This is a genomic window from Vibrio pacinii DSM 19139 (assembly GCF_000711795.1).
In the GTDB taxonomy this organism is placed as follows: Bacteria; Pseudomonadota; Gammaproteobacteria; order Enterobacterales; family Vibrionaceae; genus Vibrio; species Vibrio pacinii.
This window is the reverse complement of record NZ_KL543976.1, coordinates 238,306-252,106: the sequence shown is the minus strand read 5'-3', so window position 1 is coordinate 252,106 and position 13,801 is coordinate 238,306. Positions and strand designations below refer to the sequence as shown.

General features: G+C 44.6%; 14 protein-coding genes. 10 read left to right on the top strand and 4 right to left on the bottom strand.

Features of this window, described 5'->3' with window-relative positions; genetic code table 11:
- Window positions 1–2: 2 nt before the first annotated feature.
- Window positions 3–188 (bottom strand): YgaP family membrane protein, encoded by a 186-nt coding sequence (locus BS19_RS16095; RefSeq protein ID WP_038176663.1) that lies wholly within the window; start codon window positions 186–188, stop codon window positions 3–5.
- Between the two features lie 164 nt (window positions 189–352).
- Between BS19_RS16095 and BS19_RS16090 the strand changes: the two genes are divergently transcribed.
- Genes BS19_RS16090 through BS19_RS16070 form a run of 5 tightly spaced genes read left to right on the top strand, consistent with a single transcriptional unit; the run spans window position 353 to window position 5,785 of the window.
- On the top strand, window positions 353–661 hold the full coding sequence (locus BS19_RS16090) for an ArsR/SmtB family transcription factor (protein WP_038176661.1): 309 nt from the start codon (window positions 353–355) through the stop codon (window positions 659–661).
- Between the two features lie 24 nt (window positions 662–685).
- Entirely contained in the window at window positions 686–1,105 is a 420-nt protein-coding gene (locus BS19_RS16085; RefSeq protein ID WP_038176660.1) for a YeeE/YedE family protein, read from the top strand.
- 18 nt (window positions 1,106–1,123) lie between these two features.
- The gene (locus BS19_RS16080; protein WP_038176659.1) at window positions 1,124–1,582 is read left to right on the top strand and encodes a YeeE/YedE family protein; all 459 of its coding nucleotides are present in this window, start codon (window positions 1,124–1,126) and stop codon (window positions 1,580–1,582) included.
- 43 nt (window positions 1,583–1,625) lie between these two features.
- Entirely contained in the window at window positions 1,626–2,630 is a 1,005-nt protein-coding gene (locus BS19_RS16075; protein ID WP_038176657.1) for an efflux RND transporter periplasmic adaptor subunit, read from the top strand.
- 2 nt (window positions 2,631–2,632) lie between these two features.
- The gene (locus tag BS19_RS16070) at window positions 2,633–5,785 is read left to right on the top strand and encodes an efflux RND transporter permease subunit (protein WP_038176655.1); all 3,153 of its coding nucleotides are present in this window, start codon (window positions 2,633–2,635) and stop codon (window positions 5,783–5,785) included.
- A gap of 97 nt (window positions 5,786–5,882) precedes the next feature.
- On the opposite strand, the gene BS19_RS16065 is transcribed toward BS19_RS16070, so the two are convergent.
- Window positions 5,883–6,770: an endonuclease/exonuclease/phosphatase family protein gene (locus BS19_RS16065; protein WP_038176653.1), complete on the bottom strand. Its 888-nt coding sequence runs from the start codon at window positions 6,768–6,770 to the stop codon at window positions 5,883–5,885.
- Between the two features lie 292 nt (window positions 6,771–7,062).
- Here BS19_RS16065 and nrdD point away from each other — a divergent pair, with 292 nt between their 5' ends.
- The 5 genes from nrdD to BS19_RS16040 all read left to right on the top strand — a co-directional run bounded on the left by nrdD (window position 7,063) and on the right by BS19_RS16040 (window position 12,486).
- A complete protein-coding gene (nrdD, locus tag BS19_RS16060) occupies window positions 7,063–9,183 on the top strand; it encodes an anaerobic ribonucleoside-triphosphate reductase (RefSeq protein ID WP_038176651.1) in 2,121 nt (706 codons plus the stop codon).
- An 82-nt stretch (window positions 9,184–9,265) separates the two neighbouring features.
- A complete protein-coding gene (nrdG, locus tag BS19_RS16055) occupies window positions 9,266–9,733 on the top strand; it encodes an anaerobic ribonucleoside-triphosphate reductase-activating protein (protein ID WP_038176650.1) in 468 nt (155 codons plus the stop codon).
- Window positions 9,734–9,907: 174 nt separating this feature from the next.
- Window positions 9,908–11,089, top strand: coding sequence for an amino acid aminotransferase (locus tag BS19_RS16050; RefSeq protein ID WP_038176648.1), 1,182 nt, complete (start codon window positions 9,908–9,910; stop codon window positions 11,087–11,089).
- Between the two features lie 64 nt (window positions 11,090–11,153).
- The gene (locus BS19_RS16045) at window positions 11,154–11,855 is read left to right on the top strand and encodes an ATP-dependent zinc protease family protein (protein WP_038176647.1); all 702 of its coding nucleotides are present in this window, start codon (window positions 11,154–11,156) and stop codon (window positions 11,853–11,855) included.
- Window positions 11,856–12,087: 232 nt separating this feature from the next.
- Complete coding sequence (locus BS19_RS16040; protein ID WP_038176646.1) at window positions 12,088–12,486, top strand: NUDIX hydrolase; 399 nt, start codon at window positions 12,088–12,090, stop codon at window positions 12,484–12,486.
- Window positions 12,487–12,529: 43 nt separating this feature from the next.
- On the opposite strand, the gene bamJ is transcribed toward BS19_RS16040, so the two are convergent.
- Both bamJ and BS19_RS16030 read right to left on the bottom strand, forming a co-directional pair.
- Window positions 12,530–13,003, bottom strand: a complete 474-nt coding sequence (bamJ, locus tag BS19_RS16035; RefSeq protein ID WP_038176645.1) for a BamJ family beta-barrel-assembly machinery protein — start codon at window positions 13,001–13,003, stop codon at window positions 12,530–12,532.
- A gap of 17 nt (window positions 13,004–13,020) precedes the next feature.
- Complete coding sequence (locus tag BS19_RS16030; protein ID WP_038176811.1) at window positions 13,021–13,641, bottom strand: thiol:disulfide interchange protein DsbA/DsbL; 621 nt, start codon at window positions 13,639–13,641, stop codon at window positions 13,021–13,023.
- Between the last annotated feature and the right edge of the window lie 160 nt (window positions 13,642–13,801).

The following is a 13,801-nucleotide window of genomic DNA, read 5'->3' as shown; positions in this document are numbered from 1 at the left end:
CGTTATTGGAAACCTAACTTTTTAAGAAAATAGACTGCCGGGCAAATCCCTGTGAATGCACTCTGAATCAGATTAACGCCAACAAAAACAGTCAACCACACAAAGTTACTATGCACGGTAAATGTCAAAATGACTGAGATAAGTACCATACTTCCAGCCAATACTCGAATTGCATTTTCAAGCGTCATAACGTTCTCCTTATGTCTCTATTTCCTCTGCTGCTGATCACTATAGGGTTATAAATTAGAAAAGTCTAATGTTAATTTGTCTAATTTCATTGATGCTAAATTAGAGTTGACTAAAATTTCTTGTTTAGTATTATCTAATGTATCTATTTAAGCTGAGGTGAGTCATGAAAGATCAGGCAGTTAATATTGCGGAGATGCAAAATAAAGCCGTCGAAGCAGCTGATTTGTTGAAAGTAATGGCTCATCCAGAGCGATTGATGGTGTTGTGTCAGTTGACTGAAGGAGAAGTTGGGGTAGGCGCTTTACAGACCAGTTCGGTGTTAAGTCAGTCGGCGTTTTCTCAGCATCTTACCGTACTGCGCAAGCATGGGTTAATCAAATCGCGCAAAGAATCGCAGCAAGTTTTCTATTCGTTGGACGATGAGCGTGTCGTTCAGCTTATTCACAATTTACAGTCCACATTTTGTGGTTAAATTTTTGTTCAGTTAGAGGTAGTTATGGCTTTCACCATTCCTTGGGAATCATTAGCAGGAGGCATGTTATTAGGAGTCTCAGCGACCCTATTGTTGTTGCTAAACGGTAAGATCGCAGGTATTAGCGGCATTATGACTGGGTTATTGACGCCTAGAACTTCAGACTTTGCGTGGCGTTTATTGTTTTCGCTCGGCATGGTGCTTGGTGGGGTTATCGGTGTGTCTGTGTTTGCTAGTGAAATACCTACAAGCTTTGATAGCAGTGTCTGGGTACTCGGTGCGGCAGGTTTACTGGTTGGTATTGGCACCCGTTTAGGTAATGGCTGCACAAGCGGCCACGGTATTTGTGGAATAGGGCGTTTATCGCGTCGCTCCATCATCGCAACCATGATCTTTATGATAGTCGCCGCCATGACGGTATTTGTCCGTTTTCACCTAGTTTAACCCGTAGTGAGAAATCAAATGAACAAGTTAATTTTCCGCTTAACCGCTTTATTTACCGGTTTCTTGTTTGGTCTAGGGATGATTATTTCAGGCATGGCTGACCCTAATAAAGTCTTGGGCTTTTTAGACGTCGCAGGCGCCTGGGACCCAAGCTTGGCCTTTGTGATGGGCGGGGCGTTAGTGATCTATATGCCAGCCTATTTTCTTCTCATCAAGCCGTTACAAGCACCAGTAGTCGCGGATGAGTTTTGTTTAGCTAAAAAAACACGTATAGACGCACGTTTAGTCAGCGGTGCCGCAATTTTTGGCTTAGGTTGGGGATTAGCAGGCATTTGTCCTGGACCTGCAATGTCAAGCTTGGCGCTAGGCAATATTGGGGTTTGGATCTTCTTTGCTAGCATGATGGTAGGTCTCGGAGTGACAAACTTATTGATTAGTATGAAAGATAGTCGCAAGTCACAAACGCAAACCGCGTAGTGTCTATCATGGATGAAATGAATCGAAACAGGGAGTGGTGGTAATGAACATGATAAGTTGGAGTGTTGCCGTTGCGTGTGCGACGGCAATGAGTGTCAATGCTCAGCAAACCGATCAGCGATACACCGTCAGTTTGGAGCCACTTTCGCAGATTATTCATCTCGACGGTGTTGTTCAGCCAGTGAATCAAGGCACGGTAGCGGCGCAAACGTCAGGCCGAGTTGTCGGTCTGTATGTCGATGTTAATGACTATGTTAAACAAGGCGCGGTACTACTAGAAATCAGCGCCGTTCAACAATCAGCGTCCCTTGACGCGGCCGAGGCGCAGTTGTTAAGTGCTGTTGCACAAAACAACGAAGCGCAGGCACAATTAAAGCGTTATAAACAGCTGTTTCCTAAAGGGGCCATTTCCCAAGATCAAATGGACAGTGCGCAAGCGCGTGCTCGCAGCGCAGCTGCGGCGGTGACATCTGCTGGGGCCAATGTTGCTCAAGCGAAGGAGTCTTTAGGCTATACCAATATTAGCGCGCCTTACGATGGCATTGTCACTAAGCGCCACGTTGAATTGGGTGAAACCGTTGCGCCAGGGACACCATTATTAAGCGGTTTTGGACTTAACTTACTTCGAGTCGAAACCGAGATACCTCAACGTTATCAAGGCAAAGTGCAAAGCATTGATCAATTTGATGTTGTCTCTGCAGATGGTATTGAAATATCCCCAACCCATTTCAATCTATTTAGTTACGCCGATCCTCAATCGCATACCTTTAAAATTCGTTTGTCTTTACCCGAGAGTATTGAGTCACTGGCACCGGGCATGTGGGTGAAAACGGCTTTTCGTTATGGTGTGAAGCAGACGTTGGTGATTCCGGAGTCGGCGGTGGTGCGCCGTGGCGAATTAAGTTCGGTTTATCGAATCGATAACCAAGCACAAGTTTTGAATCCAGTGCGCTTAGGTCAGGTGTATGGCGAATATGTCGAAGTTCTTTCAGGCCTTGAAGAGGGCGATGTTATTGCAACGCTAGCTCTAACTGTTGAGGGAGAGTAATTATGGACAATCGACTCGGTATCTCGGGTCGCATTGCAGCGGCCTTTCAAAACTCAGCCATGACGCCTTTACTGGCCTTAGTGGGTCTTTTGATGGGTTTATTTGCCGTGATGGTGACACCCAAAGAAGAAGAGCCTCAAATCGATGTGACTTTTGCCGATGTGTATATTCCCTTTCCTGGTGCTTCACCTCAAGAAGTAGCAAGTTTAGTGACCACACCTGCAGAGCAGATCATTTCAGAAATTCAAGGTATCGATAAACTGTACTCTTTCTCCCAGCCTGACGGTGCGATGATTGTCGCTATCTTTGAGGTGGGTGTTAGCCGTAACGATGCCGTGGTGCGTATCTACAACAAACTCTATTCAAATAAAGACTGGATGCCTAAAGGTGTTGGGGTTGGAGAGCCGATCATAAAACCGAAAGGCATCGAAGATGTGCCGATTGTCAGTCTCACTTTAAGCGACAGAAACGGCGCACTTGACCAGCAACAATTGACTCAAGTGGCTCACGGGCTAGAAACCGAACTTAAACGTATTCAAGGTACGCGTGATATCTATACCATAGGAAGTCATAATTCCATTGTTGATGTTAGGCTTGATCCGGTCAAAATGAACAGCTTTGGCATTACTATAGACCAACTCAATCAACACCTTCCTGCGGCGAATACCCGTTCACCTATGTTGCGCCTTACTCATGACAATCAGACCTTTCCAGTGCAAGTCGGTCAATTTATAACTCAGGTGGCAGAAGTCAACCAGCTGGTCGTTGGTCTGCATAATAACGCCCCGGTTTATTTGCAAGATGTTGCTGAGGTTAAGCTCGGCGCCAACACTCCTACTCAAAACGTTTGGACCAGTGATAAACAGAACATCTACCCCGCCGTGACGATTGCGATTGCCAAAAAGGCGGGCGAAAATGCGGTAGATGTTGCTAAGGCGATTGAAGCGCGCCTGCTTGATTTGGAAAATCAATTAATCCCTGATGGTATCGATATTGAAATTACCCGTGACTACGGTAAAACAGCGGCCGATAAAAGTAATACGCTGATTGGTAAGCTCGCGTTTGCCACTGCCGCGGTGGTGATTTTGGTGATACTGACTATGGGCTGGCGTGAGGCGTTCGTGGTCGGTTTTGCGATTGTTGTTACCTTAATGATCACGCTTTTCGCGTCATGGGCATGGGGATTTACTTTAAACCGCGTTTCGTTGTTCGCGCTTATCTTCTCTATAGGAATATTGGTCGATGATGCGATTGTCGTGGTGGAAAATATCCACCGACATATGTCGCTTGGTAAGGCAAAACTCAAAGAATTAATTCCTAGCGCGGTCGATGAGGTGGGTGGGCCAACCATTTTAGCCACATTCACTGTGATTGCTGCGCTATTACCAATGGCTTTCGTGAGCGGCTTGATGGGGCCTTATATGAGTCCTATTCCAATTAACGCCTCGATGGGGATGCTTATCTCCTTAATCGTGGCATTTGTCGTCTCTCCTTGGTTGGCAAGCCACGTGTTGAAGCCATCACCGCACAAACCACAAACTCAGGCGAATTCAGTTTTTCATACCATGATGGCGCCCTTTGTTACGGCGAAAGCTCAAGGACGAAACCGTTTTATGTTACTGCTAGCGGTTCTGGCTTTGATTGCAGGCTCGATCATGTTGCCTGTGATGCAAGCGGTGGTGTTGAAAATGCTGCCATTTGATAATAAATCTGAGTTCCAAGTGGTGCTTGATATGCCCGAAGGGACCTCGTTAGAGCGCACTCAGCGAGTGTTATTTGAAATGGGTACTAAGCTAAACCAAGTACCAGAAGTGACCAACTATCAAATCTACGCTGGTACTGCTGCACCGATCAATTTCAACGGCTTGGTTCGTCACTATTTTACTCGTGACCAATCTCACCAAGGTGATATTCAAGTTAATCTTGTGAGTCGCAAAGAACGTGAGCGTGACAGTCATGAGATTGCCGCTGCCATCAGACCTGTGCTCAATCAAGTAGCACAAAAGTTTGCCGGCAAAGTTAAAGTGGTTGAAGTGCCCCCTGGGCCACCTGTGTGGTCGCCAATTTTAGCTGAAGTGTATGGCCCAACCCCAGAGATTCGCAGCCAAGCTGCACGCGAGATTCGGCAAATATTTCGAGCAACTGATGACATTGTTGATGTTGATATGTACTTGCCCGAGGTTCATCAGAAATGGCAGGTGTTGATTGACCGCAGTAAAGCTGCGCACCTACAAGTTTCGTACGCATCGGTTGTGGACGCGTTGGCGACGGCAGTCGGTGGTAAACCTGTCAGCTACCTGCACAGCGAACACAGCAAATACCCAGTACCGATTCAACTGCAAGCAAGTGAGAGTGCCAAAGTCCGTTTGGAGCAAATTTTAAACATGAAAGTAGGCAGCCAAAGTGGTCAAGCTTATCCTTTGTCTGACTTGGTCACCGTACGGCAAACGCGCATGGATGACTATATCGTGCATAAAAACATGGTTCCAATGATCATGGTGGTTGGTGATATGTCTGGCTCGGTGGATAGCCCACTGTATGGCATGTTTAATATCGGCAGTGCGCTTGATAGTCAGATGGATGTTGAGCAGTACTACATCAATCAGCCCGATGGATTAGAAGGGGTTTCGGTCTTGTGGGATGGGGAGTGGACCATTACCTACGATACCTTCAGAGATATGGGCATCGCCTATGCAGTGGGTATGGTACTTATTTATCTGTTGGTCGTCGCACAATTTAAATCTTACTTAGTGCCACTGATTATAATGGCGCCAATACCGTTGACCATTATAGGCGTTATGCCAGGGCATGCGTTGCTCGGCGCGCAGTTTACCGCCACATCAATGATCGGCATGATTGCGCTGGCGGGTATTATTGTGCGCAACTCGATTTTGTTGGTAGATTTTATTAACCAGCAGGTTGCCGAGGGTGTTGAGTTTGCTGAAGCGGTTATTCAATCGGCCGCAGTGCGGGCAAAACCTATTATGTTGACTGCGCTGGCGGCAATGATTGGCGCAGGGTTTATTCTCGATGATCCTATTTTCAATGGCTTAGCCATAAGTTTGATCTTCGGTATTTTTGTCTCAACCGTACTGACGTTGCTAGTGATACCCATTCTTTACTATGTCGCAATGCGTAAGCGTTTCGAGTTGTAGCCAATCATAAAAAGCCCCGTAATCGAGACGGGGCTTTTTAATCATGCTTTCAATTGCTTATCTATTAAATTAATGACCTAACTATTAAACCAACCGCTTACAAAGTAAAGCGGATCGGGCAGTGATCGCTGAGTTGATACTTAAACAGATCTGGGGTTTGATACGCCACTTGGCTAACATTCTTGGTGGTTAGTTGATGACTGGTAATCACATGATCGATGAGTGAACGAAATTGATGTGTCTTATTGGGTTGTTTGCGTGAGCGAACTTTACATACTGCTTGGGTCGACTTGGTAGCCAATAGCGCAGAGCTGCCTTGCGTTATCTCTTGCCACAACCAGTCACTTGGATAGCTGAGATTGTGATTGAAGTCGCCGAGTATAAGATAGCGCTGATTGGCGACTTCACGTTGTTGGATCCACCGATTGAGTGCTTGGCCTTGTTGCTTTAGTTTTCGACACGCGGCATTGGCTTTATAAGCCCCCGAACAACGCGCCTTTAAATGGACGGAGAGCACGTGTAACGGCTGGTTACTTTCAGGCGCCACGACAACGTACGCCGCGAAGCGCAAACGGCTGTTGGATTCTTTGTCGAGCTTTAGGTCTGGTTTATCACTCACACTGATTCCATGGCGAACCGCAATTCCAGTAAATTGATTGATATCGGTAAACTGACGGTGACGATTGTCAGGATGAGAGCGATCTGAGAAGAATAAACGATAGTCGTTACCGATCACTCTGCGCAGCGCCTCGGCGTCGTTAACTTCTTGAAAAGCAATGATGTCACTTTCAGTGCGTTGAAAGTGATGGCGCAAGGCCTGATAGTCGGCATCACTGCGTTGTGAAGCCGTGAACTTTGATGAGGGAGTACTACTGAGCCACTCTAGGTTCCAAGTTGAATAATTGAATGAACTAAAACCTATCGCTTTAAAAGGCAGTAATAAGCAAAAGACCAAGTAGAACGACCATTTTCTAACGCACAACATAAGGTAAATCCGTGAATAGAGTTGAAGCCTTTATCTTATAAGATGTCTACAAAAATCAAGTGGAATAGCCAGCATTTTTCTAATTTACATCAATTTCTTTTTATCTGAGATCAGTACCACTAAGATCGATTTGTTCTTGAGCGAGGCTCTCCTTTTATTGATCGAAATCAATACCAATCTGTGTGTCATTTCGTTTAATACGCCACAATATATAGTGTCAGTTGAATTATAAATCGCCCTATATAGTGTGTTTGTGGATAACTCTGTGAGTATGCTGGGGTAAGGAGAAAAGGTGAAACCAATCGTAATCAAGCGTGATGGCTCTAGGGCGCCATTTAGCAGGGATCGCATTCAAGCTGCTGTCGAATCTGCAGCTGAGCACGTCGACAATGAAATCGCAATCTATGCGCTTAATGTTGCGCTTGCGGTGGAGTTGCAGCTAAAAGATCACGATGAAGTACACATCATCGAAATCCAAACTCTGGTTGAAAACGAGCTTATGCAAGGGCCGTATAAGTCACTAGCACGCTCATATATCGAATACCGTCATGACAGAGATATTGCACGTGAAAAACAAAGTACTTTGACGCGCGAAATCGAAGGCTTGATTGAAGAGAGCAATGTTGACCTCATCAATGAAAATGCCAATAAAGATGGCAAAGTGATCCCAACTCAACGTGACTTGTTAGCTGGTATCGTTGCGAAGCACTACGCGAAAACACACATTTTACCGCGTGATATCGTCCAAGCGCATGAGTTGGGTGATATTCACTACCACGATTTAGACTACGCGCCGTTCTTCCCAATGTTTAACTGCATGCTTATTGATTTGAAGGGAATGCTAACGCATGGTTTTAAGATGGGTAACGCTGAAATTGACACACCTAAATCAATTTCGACCGCCACGGCCGTAACGGCGCAAATCATTGCACAAGTTGCTAGCCATATCTATGGCGGAACGACCATCAACCGGATTGATGAAGTTCTTGAACCTTATGTAGAGTCAAGCTTTGAGAAACATCTTAGTATTGCTCAAGAGTGGGATATTCCCAATGCACAAGCATTTGCAAAGGCTCGCACCGAGAAAGAGTGTTTTGATGCTTTCCAATCCTTAGAATATGAAGTGAATACGCTGCATACCGCGAACGGGCAAACGCCTTTTGTCACTTTTGGTTTTGGCCTAGGTACCAGTTGGGCATCGCGTCTAATTCAACAGTCGATCTTGAAAAACCGTATTGCGGGATTAGGTAAAAATCGCAAAACAGCGGTGTTTCCTAAGTTAGTTTTTGGCATTAAAGCGGGTTTAAATCATAAACCAAAAGATCCCAATTACGACATCAAACAGCTGGCGCTTGAGTGTGCTTCTAAACGTATGTACCCAGACATTCTTAATTATGACAAAGTGGTTGAGATCACCGGATCATTTAAAACCCCAATGGGATGTCGCAGTTTCTTAGGTACTTATGAAGAAAATGGTGAGCTAATACATGAGGGGCGAAATAACCTAGGGGTGGTGAGTCTCAACTTGCCACGTATCGCGTTGGCTGCTAACCGTGATGAACAGGCATTTTATACACTGCTTGATGAAAAGTTAGACTTAGCACGTCGAGCCCTTGAAACGCGGATTTCTAGATTAGAAAACGTCAAAGCTCGCGTCGCCCCAATTTTGTATATGGAAGGCGCGTGTGGTGTTCGGCTTAAAGAAGATGAGTCGATCGCCAATATCTTTAAAAATGGACGTGCATCGATTTCGCTCGGTTATATTGGTATCCATGAAACCATAAATGCATTGTTTGGCAATGAGTCGCACGTTTACGATGATGCTGAATTACGCCAAAAAGCGATCGACATCGTTAAGTACCTAAAAAGCAAGGTTGATCAATGGACGAAAGAGTCTGGTTATGGCTATAGCTTGTATGGTACACCGAGTGAAAACTTGTGCAGTCGTTTTTGCCGAATTGATACCAAAGAATATGGTGTCATTAAAGGCGTAACTGATAAAGGTTATTACACCAACAGCTTTCACTTAGACGTTGAGAAAAAAGTCAATCCGTACGATAAGATTGATTTTGAGATGCCATACCCACCAGTATCGAGTGGCGGGTTTATTTGTTACGGTGAATTCCCAAATATGCAGCGCAATATTGAAGCGTTAGAAAACGTTTGGGATTATAGCTACAGTCGCGTGCCTTACTATGGTACTAACACGCCAATCGATGAATGTTACGAATGTGGATACAATGGCGAATTTGATTGCACCAGTAAGGGTTTTACTTGCCCAAGCTGTGGCAATCATGATTCAACTAAGGTGTCGGTAACACGACGTGTTTGTGGCTATTTAGGCAGTCCCGATGCGAGACCGTTTAATTTTGGCAAACAAGAAGAAGTTAAACGACGTGTCAAGCACCTGTAATGAAATCGCGGTGTGGTCAGAGCCCTGTGTTTAGGGCTCTGTTTCTTTCGATACATCAAAGAGTTATTTCGAGACTTCATCGATGAATTACCATCAATATTATCCAATTGACGTTGTCAACGGGCCCGGAACACGTTGTACCTTGTTTGTATCAGGGTGTGTGCATCAATGCAAAGGATGCTACAACCAATCAACGCAAAGGCTTGATTCAGGCATTGCGTTTACTCAACAGGCTGAAGACCGCATTATCGCTGATCTTAATGATACTCGAATTAAAAGACGTGGACTGTCGTTGTCTGGAGGCGATCCGCTCCATCCTGCTAATGTCGCGAGTGTGCTTCAACTGGTTAAGCGAGTTCGCGCAGAGTGCCCGGACAAAGACATTTGGGTCTGGACAGGGTATTGTTTGAGTGAACTCAATCAAGAGCAGCGTGACGTCGTCAATCTCATCGATACATTAATTGATGGGAAGTACGAACAAGATAAACGCGATCTCAACCTTGAGTGGCGTGGAAGTTCCAACCAAATAATTCACACATTTACAGTGTGAATTAGTGCAATAGCAGGATATGGTCCTGATGGCGGCTCGTCAGGTTAACGTATTGTTAATTTTTGTGGGCTTTTATCCTGTTTTGCTCTTTAGAACTGAAATTTTATTTCTAGATTTGTAAATTAGATGGTAAGTTGATGCCCATTACTTGAATTTCAAAGGGTTGTGACTTTCATGTTCTCTCAATTACCGACTCCAATATTGGATCCTATTCTTTCTCTATCTGTTGCTTACCGCAGCGATCCTCGCAGCGAAAAAGTTGACCTTGGCATCGGCGTTTATAAAAACAGCGCAGGTGAAACGCCCGTCATGAAGGCGATTTCACAAGCACAAGATATCGTCGTTGCGACGCAAAAAACCAAATCCTACGTTGGCCTTGCAGGCTGTGAAGAGTTCAACCAGTCGATGGTTAACTTACTGCTTGATGGGACTTCGGCAATGGATCGTGTTGCTGGTATTCAAACGCCAGGGGCGAGTGGTGCATTGCGCATGCTTGGCGACCTAATGAAGGTGGCCCAGCCAAATACAACGATTTGGATTTCAAACCCAAGTTACGTTAATCATCGCCCAGTAATGGAAGCGGCAGGGCTCAAAGTGAAACATTATCACTACTTTAGTCCAGAAACTAAGCAAGTTGATGTCGCTCGTATGCTGGATGATTTATCAACGGCTGGTCCTGACGATGTCGTCTTACTGCACGGTTGCTGTCATAACCCAACAGGGGCAGACATCGATTTTGATGCGTGGAAGGTGATTACGCAACTGGCACAGAAAAATGGTTTTACCCCCTTTGTCGATATTGCTTATCAAGGCTTCGGTGACGGGCTTGAACAAGATGCCCAAGGGCTTCGTTATATGGCAGACAACGTCGAAGAGATGTTGATTACTACCTCATGTTCAAAGAATTTTGGGTTATATCGCGAGCGTACAGGGGCAGCGATTGTGGTGGGTAAATCTCAGCATGATGTTAATAATGCCAAAGGCAAACTGATGACCCTTGCACGTGCAACCTACACGATGCCACCTGATCATGGCGCTGCACTAGTAAAAACGATCTTGCAAAATCAAGAGCTCACAGCGGTTTGGAAGCAAGAGTTAAGTGAAATGCAGCAACGATTGTTAAACCTGCGTAAAATCTTGTGTAACGAGTTGAGAAATAACTACAATACTTCACAATTCGACTTTATCGAGAGTCACAAGGGAATGTTTACTGTGCTAGGATTTAGCCAAGACCAGATGGCGCGATTGCGCGAAGAATACGGGATCTATGGTGTTGGGGATGGTCGAATCAACGTTGCTGGATTGACGGAAAGAGATATTCCGTACGTCGCCCAAGCAATTGTGAACGTCGCTTAATACTAACGGGGTTGTTATCAGCCCCGTTTCATCTAGATCCGATTGATTATGATTAGGTGAGCAAATGAACAAAACGTGGAAAGTACTCGTTCCATTAATGTTGAGTGGTGGTTTAGTCGCCTGTTCAACGACTGGCCAGCAAGTAACAGAACCAAAGCAACAAACTGATGAAGTAGAGCAATCAGAAAAAATAGAACAACCTCAAGACTCGCAAGTGGACACTCCTGAAATCACCCCTCCAACGGTCAAACCTGAAGAGCCTGTGGTTGAGGCACCCAAAACGCCAACACCTGAAGTAAAACCTACCGCACCTGTGGCAAAAAAACCGGCTCAAAAGACCGCTGATGGAAAGCTACTTCTTGGTGAAGAAGAGTGGGTTTATATTCCTGGCCTTGAACAAAACTTTCGTGCACGTGTTGACACCGGTGCGACTACATCATCAATCAGTGCGGTAGACATTGTGCCGTTTGAAAGAGACGGTAAAGATTGGGTTAAGTTCAAAATTGAACACGATAACATCAAAAGTAAAGAGATTGCATTGCCCGTTAAACGTTGGGTCAAGATACGTCAATCGAGTTCAGAAGGAACACAAGATCGTGCAGTTGTTGAAGCGTGGCTGCAGGTTGGTGATCTAAAAGAAAAAACGGACTTTACTTTGGCTGACAGAAGCCATTTAACTTATCCATTACTACTTGGGCGTAGCTTTTTTAAAGATGTGGCCGTTGTCGATGTAAGCCAGAAATACATCCAAGATAAACACAAATAATAGTGTTTTAGCGCACAAAACTAAGCCAGTAGCACTACAAGCTACTGGCTTTTTTATCTCCTAGATCATATTTTTGCTTTTCTCATCTGCGAACTTCAAGCGGCTAGGTTACTATTTGTCCGCTCAAGTCGGTCTGCTGTACAGCTCTCTAATAAGTGCCTCACGTTCGTGTGTTGCCAGAACCCTACTAAAGCTGTCCAGAAATAAAGTATAAATAGAAAAGGAGTCAAATATGAAGCACTTAGCTATGGCGATAGTGATAAATGATGGCAAGGTGTTACTTAAAAAGCGCGGATGCTCTGCACAAGGAGAAATGCGCGAATTTCCCGGTGGTGCAGTTAAGAATAATGAAACTGGTACGGATGCAGCAAAAAGAGAGTTGCAAGAGATCTCTGGCATTGATGCTGATAGCCATGTGGCAACGTTTAGCGGGATTAATGATTTTGGTGGACGTATTTACTACGCTATCTTTAACGCGGAAGACCAGCCATTGCTTAGCGATAAAGCGGATCAATTTGAATGGGTTAAGTTCAAAGATTTGCCACTCGACGACTTTTATGCAGCAGATACTGACTTCATAAATAAACATCTAAGTCGCTATAGCAAAAAAGAAACGGCTGCTATCGACTAACGAACAGTTAAAAGGCCAATCAACGGATTGGCCTTTACTCTTTCTATTGAATCTCTAACAATTCAACTTCAAAAATCAGTGTTGCGGCTGGTGGAATAGGGCCGGTACCATTTTTTCCATAACCAAGCGTACTAGGAATAAACAAGCGAAATTTATCTCCTTCAGACATGTAGGTTAGGCCTTCTTGCCAACCTTTAATGACTTGATTGAGTTTGAAGCTGATTGGCTCGCCGCGTTCGACAGAACTATCAAAAACAGTGCCATCAAGAAGCATACCGTGGTAATGAACCTTAACCGTGTTGCTTACTGTTGGATGAGTATTGCCTTCGCCTTTATGCAGAATTTGATACTGTAAGCCACTTTCTGTCGTGATGACGTCTTCTTTGTTACCGTTTTCGATTAAAAATGCTTGTCCTACGGCAAAGTTTTCTTCGCTCGCCTTATGATTTGTCCAAGTACGATAGATGAAAAAGCCAGCTAGTACGAAGATAATGATTGGAAAAATAATCTTAGACATAAATCCTTTCCGTTAAATTATGGTTGCTGTAGTAAATAGTTGATTGTTTCGGCGATGCTTTCAACATCGCGGTGTCCACTCGTCATGACTTGATATTTACCATTAACAATAAAGGTAGGTACCGAGTTGATTTGACCTGTAGTTGTAATGTCATCAGCGATTTGCATCGCGGCAAATAGACGTTTTTGCTCGGTGTCATCGAAGTCGTAAGGACTGACAAAATTGCGGCTATGGAAAACAAGGTCAATTGCGGCCTTTTTATCGGCAGAGGTTGAACCATCGCTAAGTTGCGTTGCGGCAAACAGTTCCGTCATCATTTGATGGTCGGGCTTTTTACCAAATTGCATTTCAGCAGCATAGTAGATCATCGCAGCAATTTGAGCACTTTCGTTAAAGGTAACGTGTACTTTACCAATGTCTTGCCCCGTTAATTTCTCGATTTTGGCAAGCTGGTCTTCCATCTTGCGGCAATGGCCACAGTTTAGCGAGAACACTTCCGTGACGGCAGGGAGCCTGAACGTTGCCAAATTAGCGGGTAGGGTCTGATAGTGCTCGCCTTGCTTAGGCGCATCACTTTCGCTACAACCGACCAAAATCGAAGACAAAGCGATAAAGAGCAGAGTCGCTATTTTTTTCATCATTTACTCTCTTAGCATCACTGATAACAATGGGATATAGATATTTTAAATCAGTGAATTAACAATGGTTTGATTCTACTTGTTCAGGCAACGAAGCGAAACACTCGAATTAAAAAATGACATTACAAAGTATGTATTTCAATGAGTTTGTGTGGTCTGT

Excerpts from the sequence above, each read along its gene's own strand:
- BS19_RS16095 (WP_038176663.1), bottom strand. The coding sequence starts at position 188 with ATGACGCTTGAAAATGCAATTCGAGTATTGGCTGGAAGTATGGTACTT.
- BS19_RS16090 (WP_038176661.1), top strand. The coding sequence starts at position 353 with ATGAAAGATCAGGCAGTTAATATTGCGGAGATGCAAAATAAAGCCGTC.
- BS19_RS16085 (WP_038176660.1), top strand. The coding sequence starts at position 686 with ATGGCTTTCACCATTCCTTGGGAATCATTAGCAGGAGGCATGTTATTA.
- BS19_RS16080 (WP_038176659.1), top strand. The coding sequence starts at position 1,124 with ATGAACAAGTTAATTTTCCGCTTAACCGCTTTATTTACCGGTTTCTTG.
- BS19_RS16075 (WP_038176657.1), top strand. The coding sequence starts at position 1,626 with ATGAACATGATAAGTTGGAGTGTTGCCGTTGCGTGTGCGACGGCAATG.
- BS19_RS16070 (WP_038176655.1), top strand. The coding sequence starts at position 2,633 with ATGGACAATCGACTCGGTATCTCGGGTCGCATTGCAGCGGCCTTTCAA.
- BS19_RS16065 (WP_038176653.1), bottom strand. The coding sequence starts at position 6,770 with ATGTTGTGCGTTAGAAAATGGTCGTTCTACTTGGTCTTTTGCTTATTA.
- nrdG (WP_038176650.1), top strand. The coding sequence starts at position 9,266 with ATGAATTACCATCAATATTATCCAATTGACGTTGTCAACGGGCCCGGA.
- BS19_RS16050 (WP_038176648.1), top strand. The coding sequence starts at position 9,908 with ATGTTCTCTCAATTACCGACTCCAATATTGGATCCTATTCTTTCTCTA.
- BS19_RS16045 (WP_038176647.1), top strand. The coding sequence starts at position 11,154 with ATGAACAAAACGTGGAAAGTACTCGTTCCATTAATGTTGAGTGGTGGT.
- BS19_RS16040 (WP_038176646.1), top strand. The coding sequence starts at position 12,088 with ATGAAGCACTTAGCTATGGCGATAGTGATAAATGATGGCAAGGTGTTA.
- bamJ (WP_038176645.1), bottom strand. The coding sequence starts at position 13,003 with ATGTCTAAGATTATTTTTCCAATCATTATCTTCGTACTAGCTGGCTTT.
- BS19_RS16030 (WP_038176811.1), bottom strand. The coding sequence starts at position 13,641 with ATGAAAAAAATAGCGACTCTGCTCTTTATCGCTTTGTCTTCGATTTTG.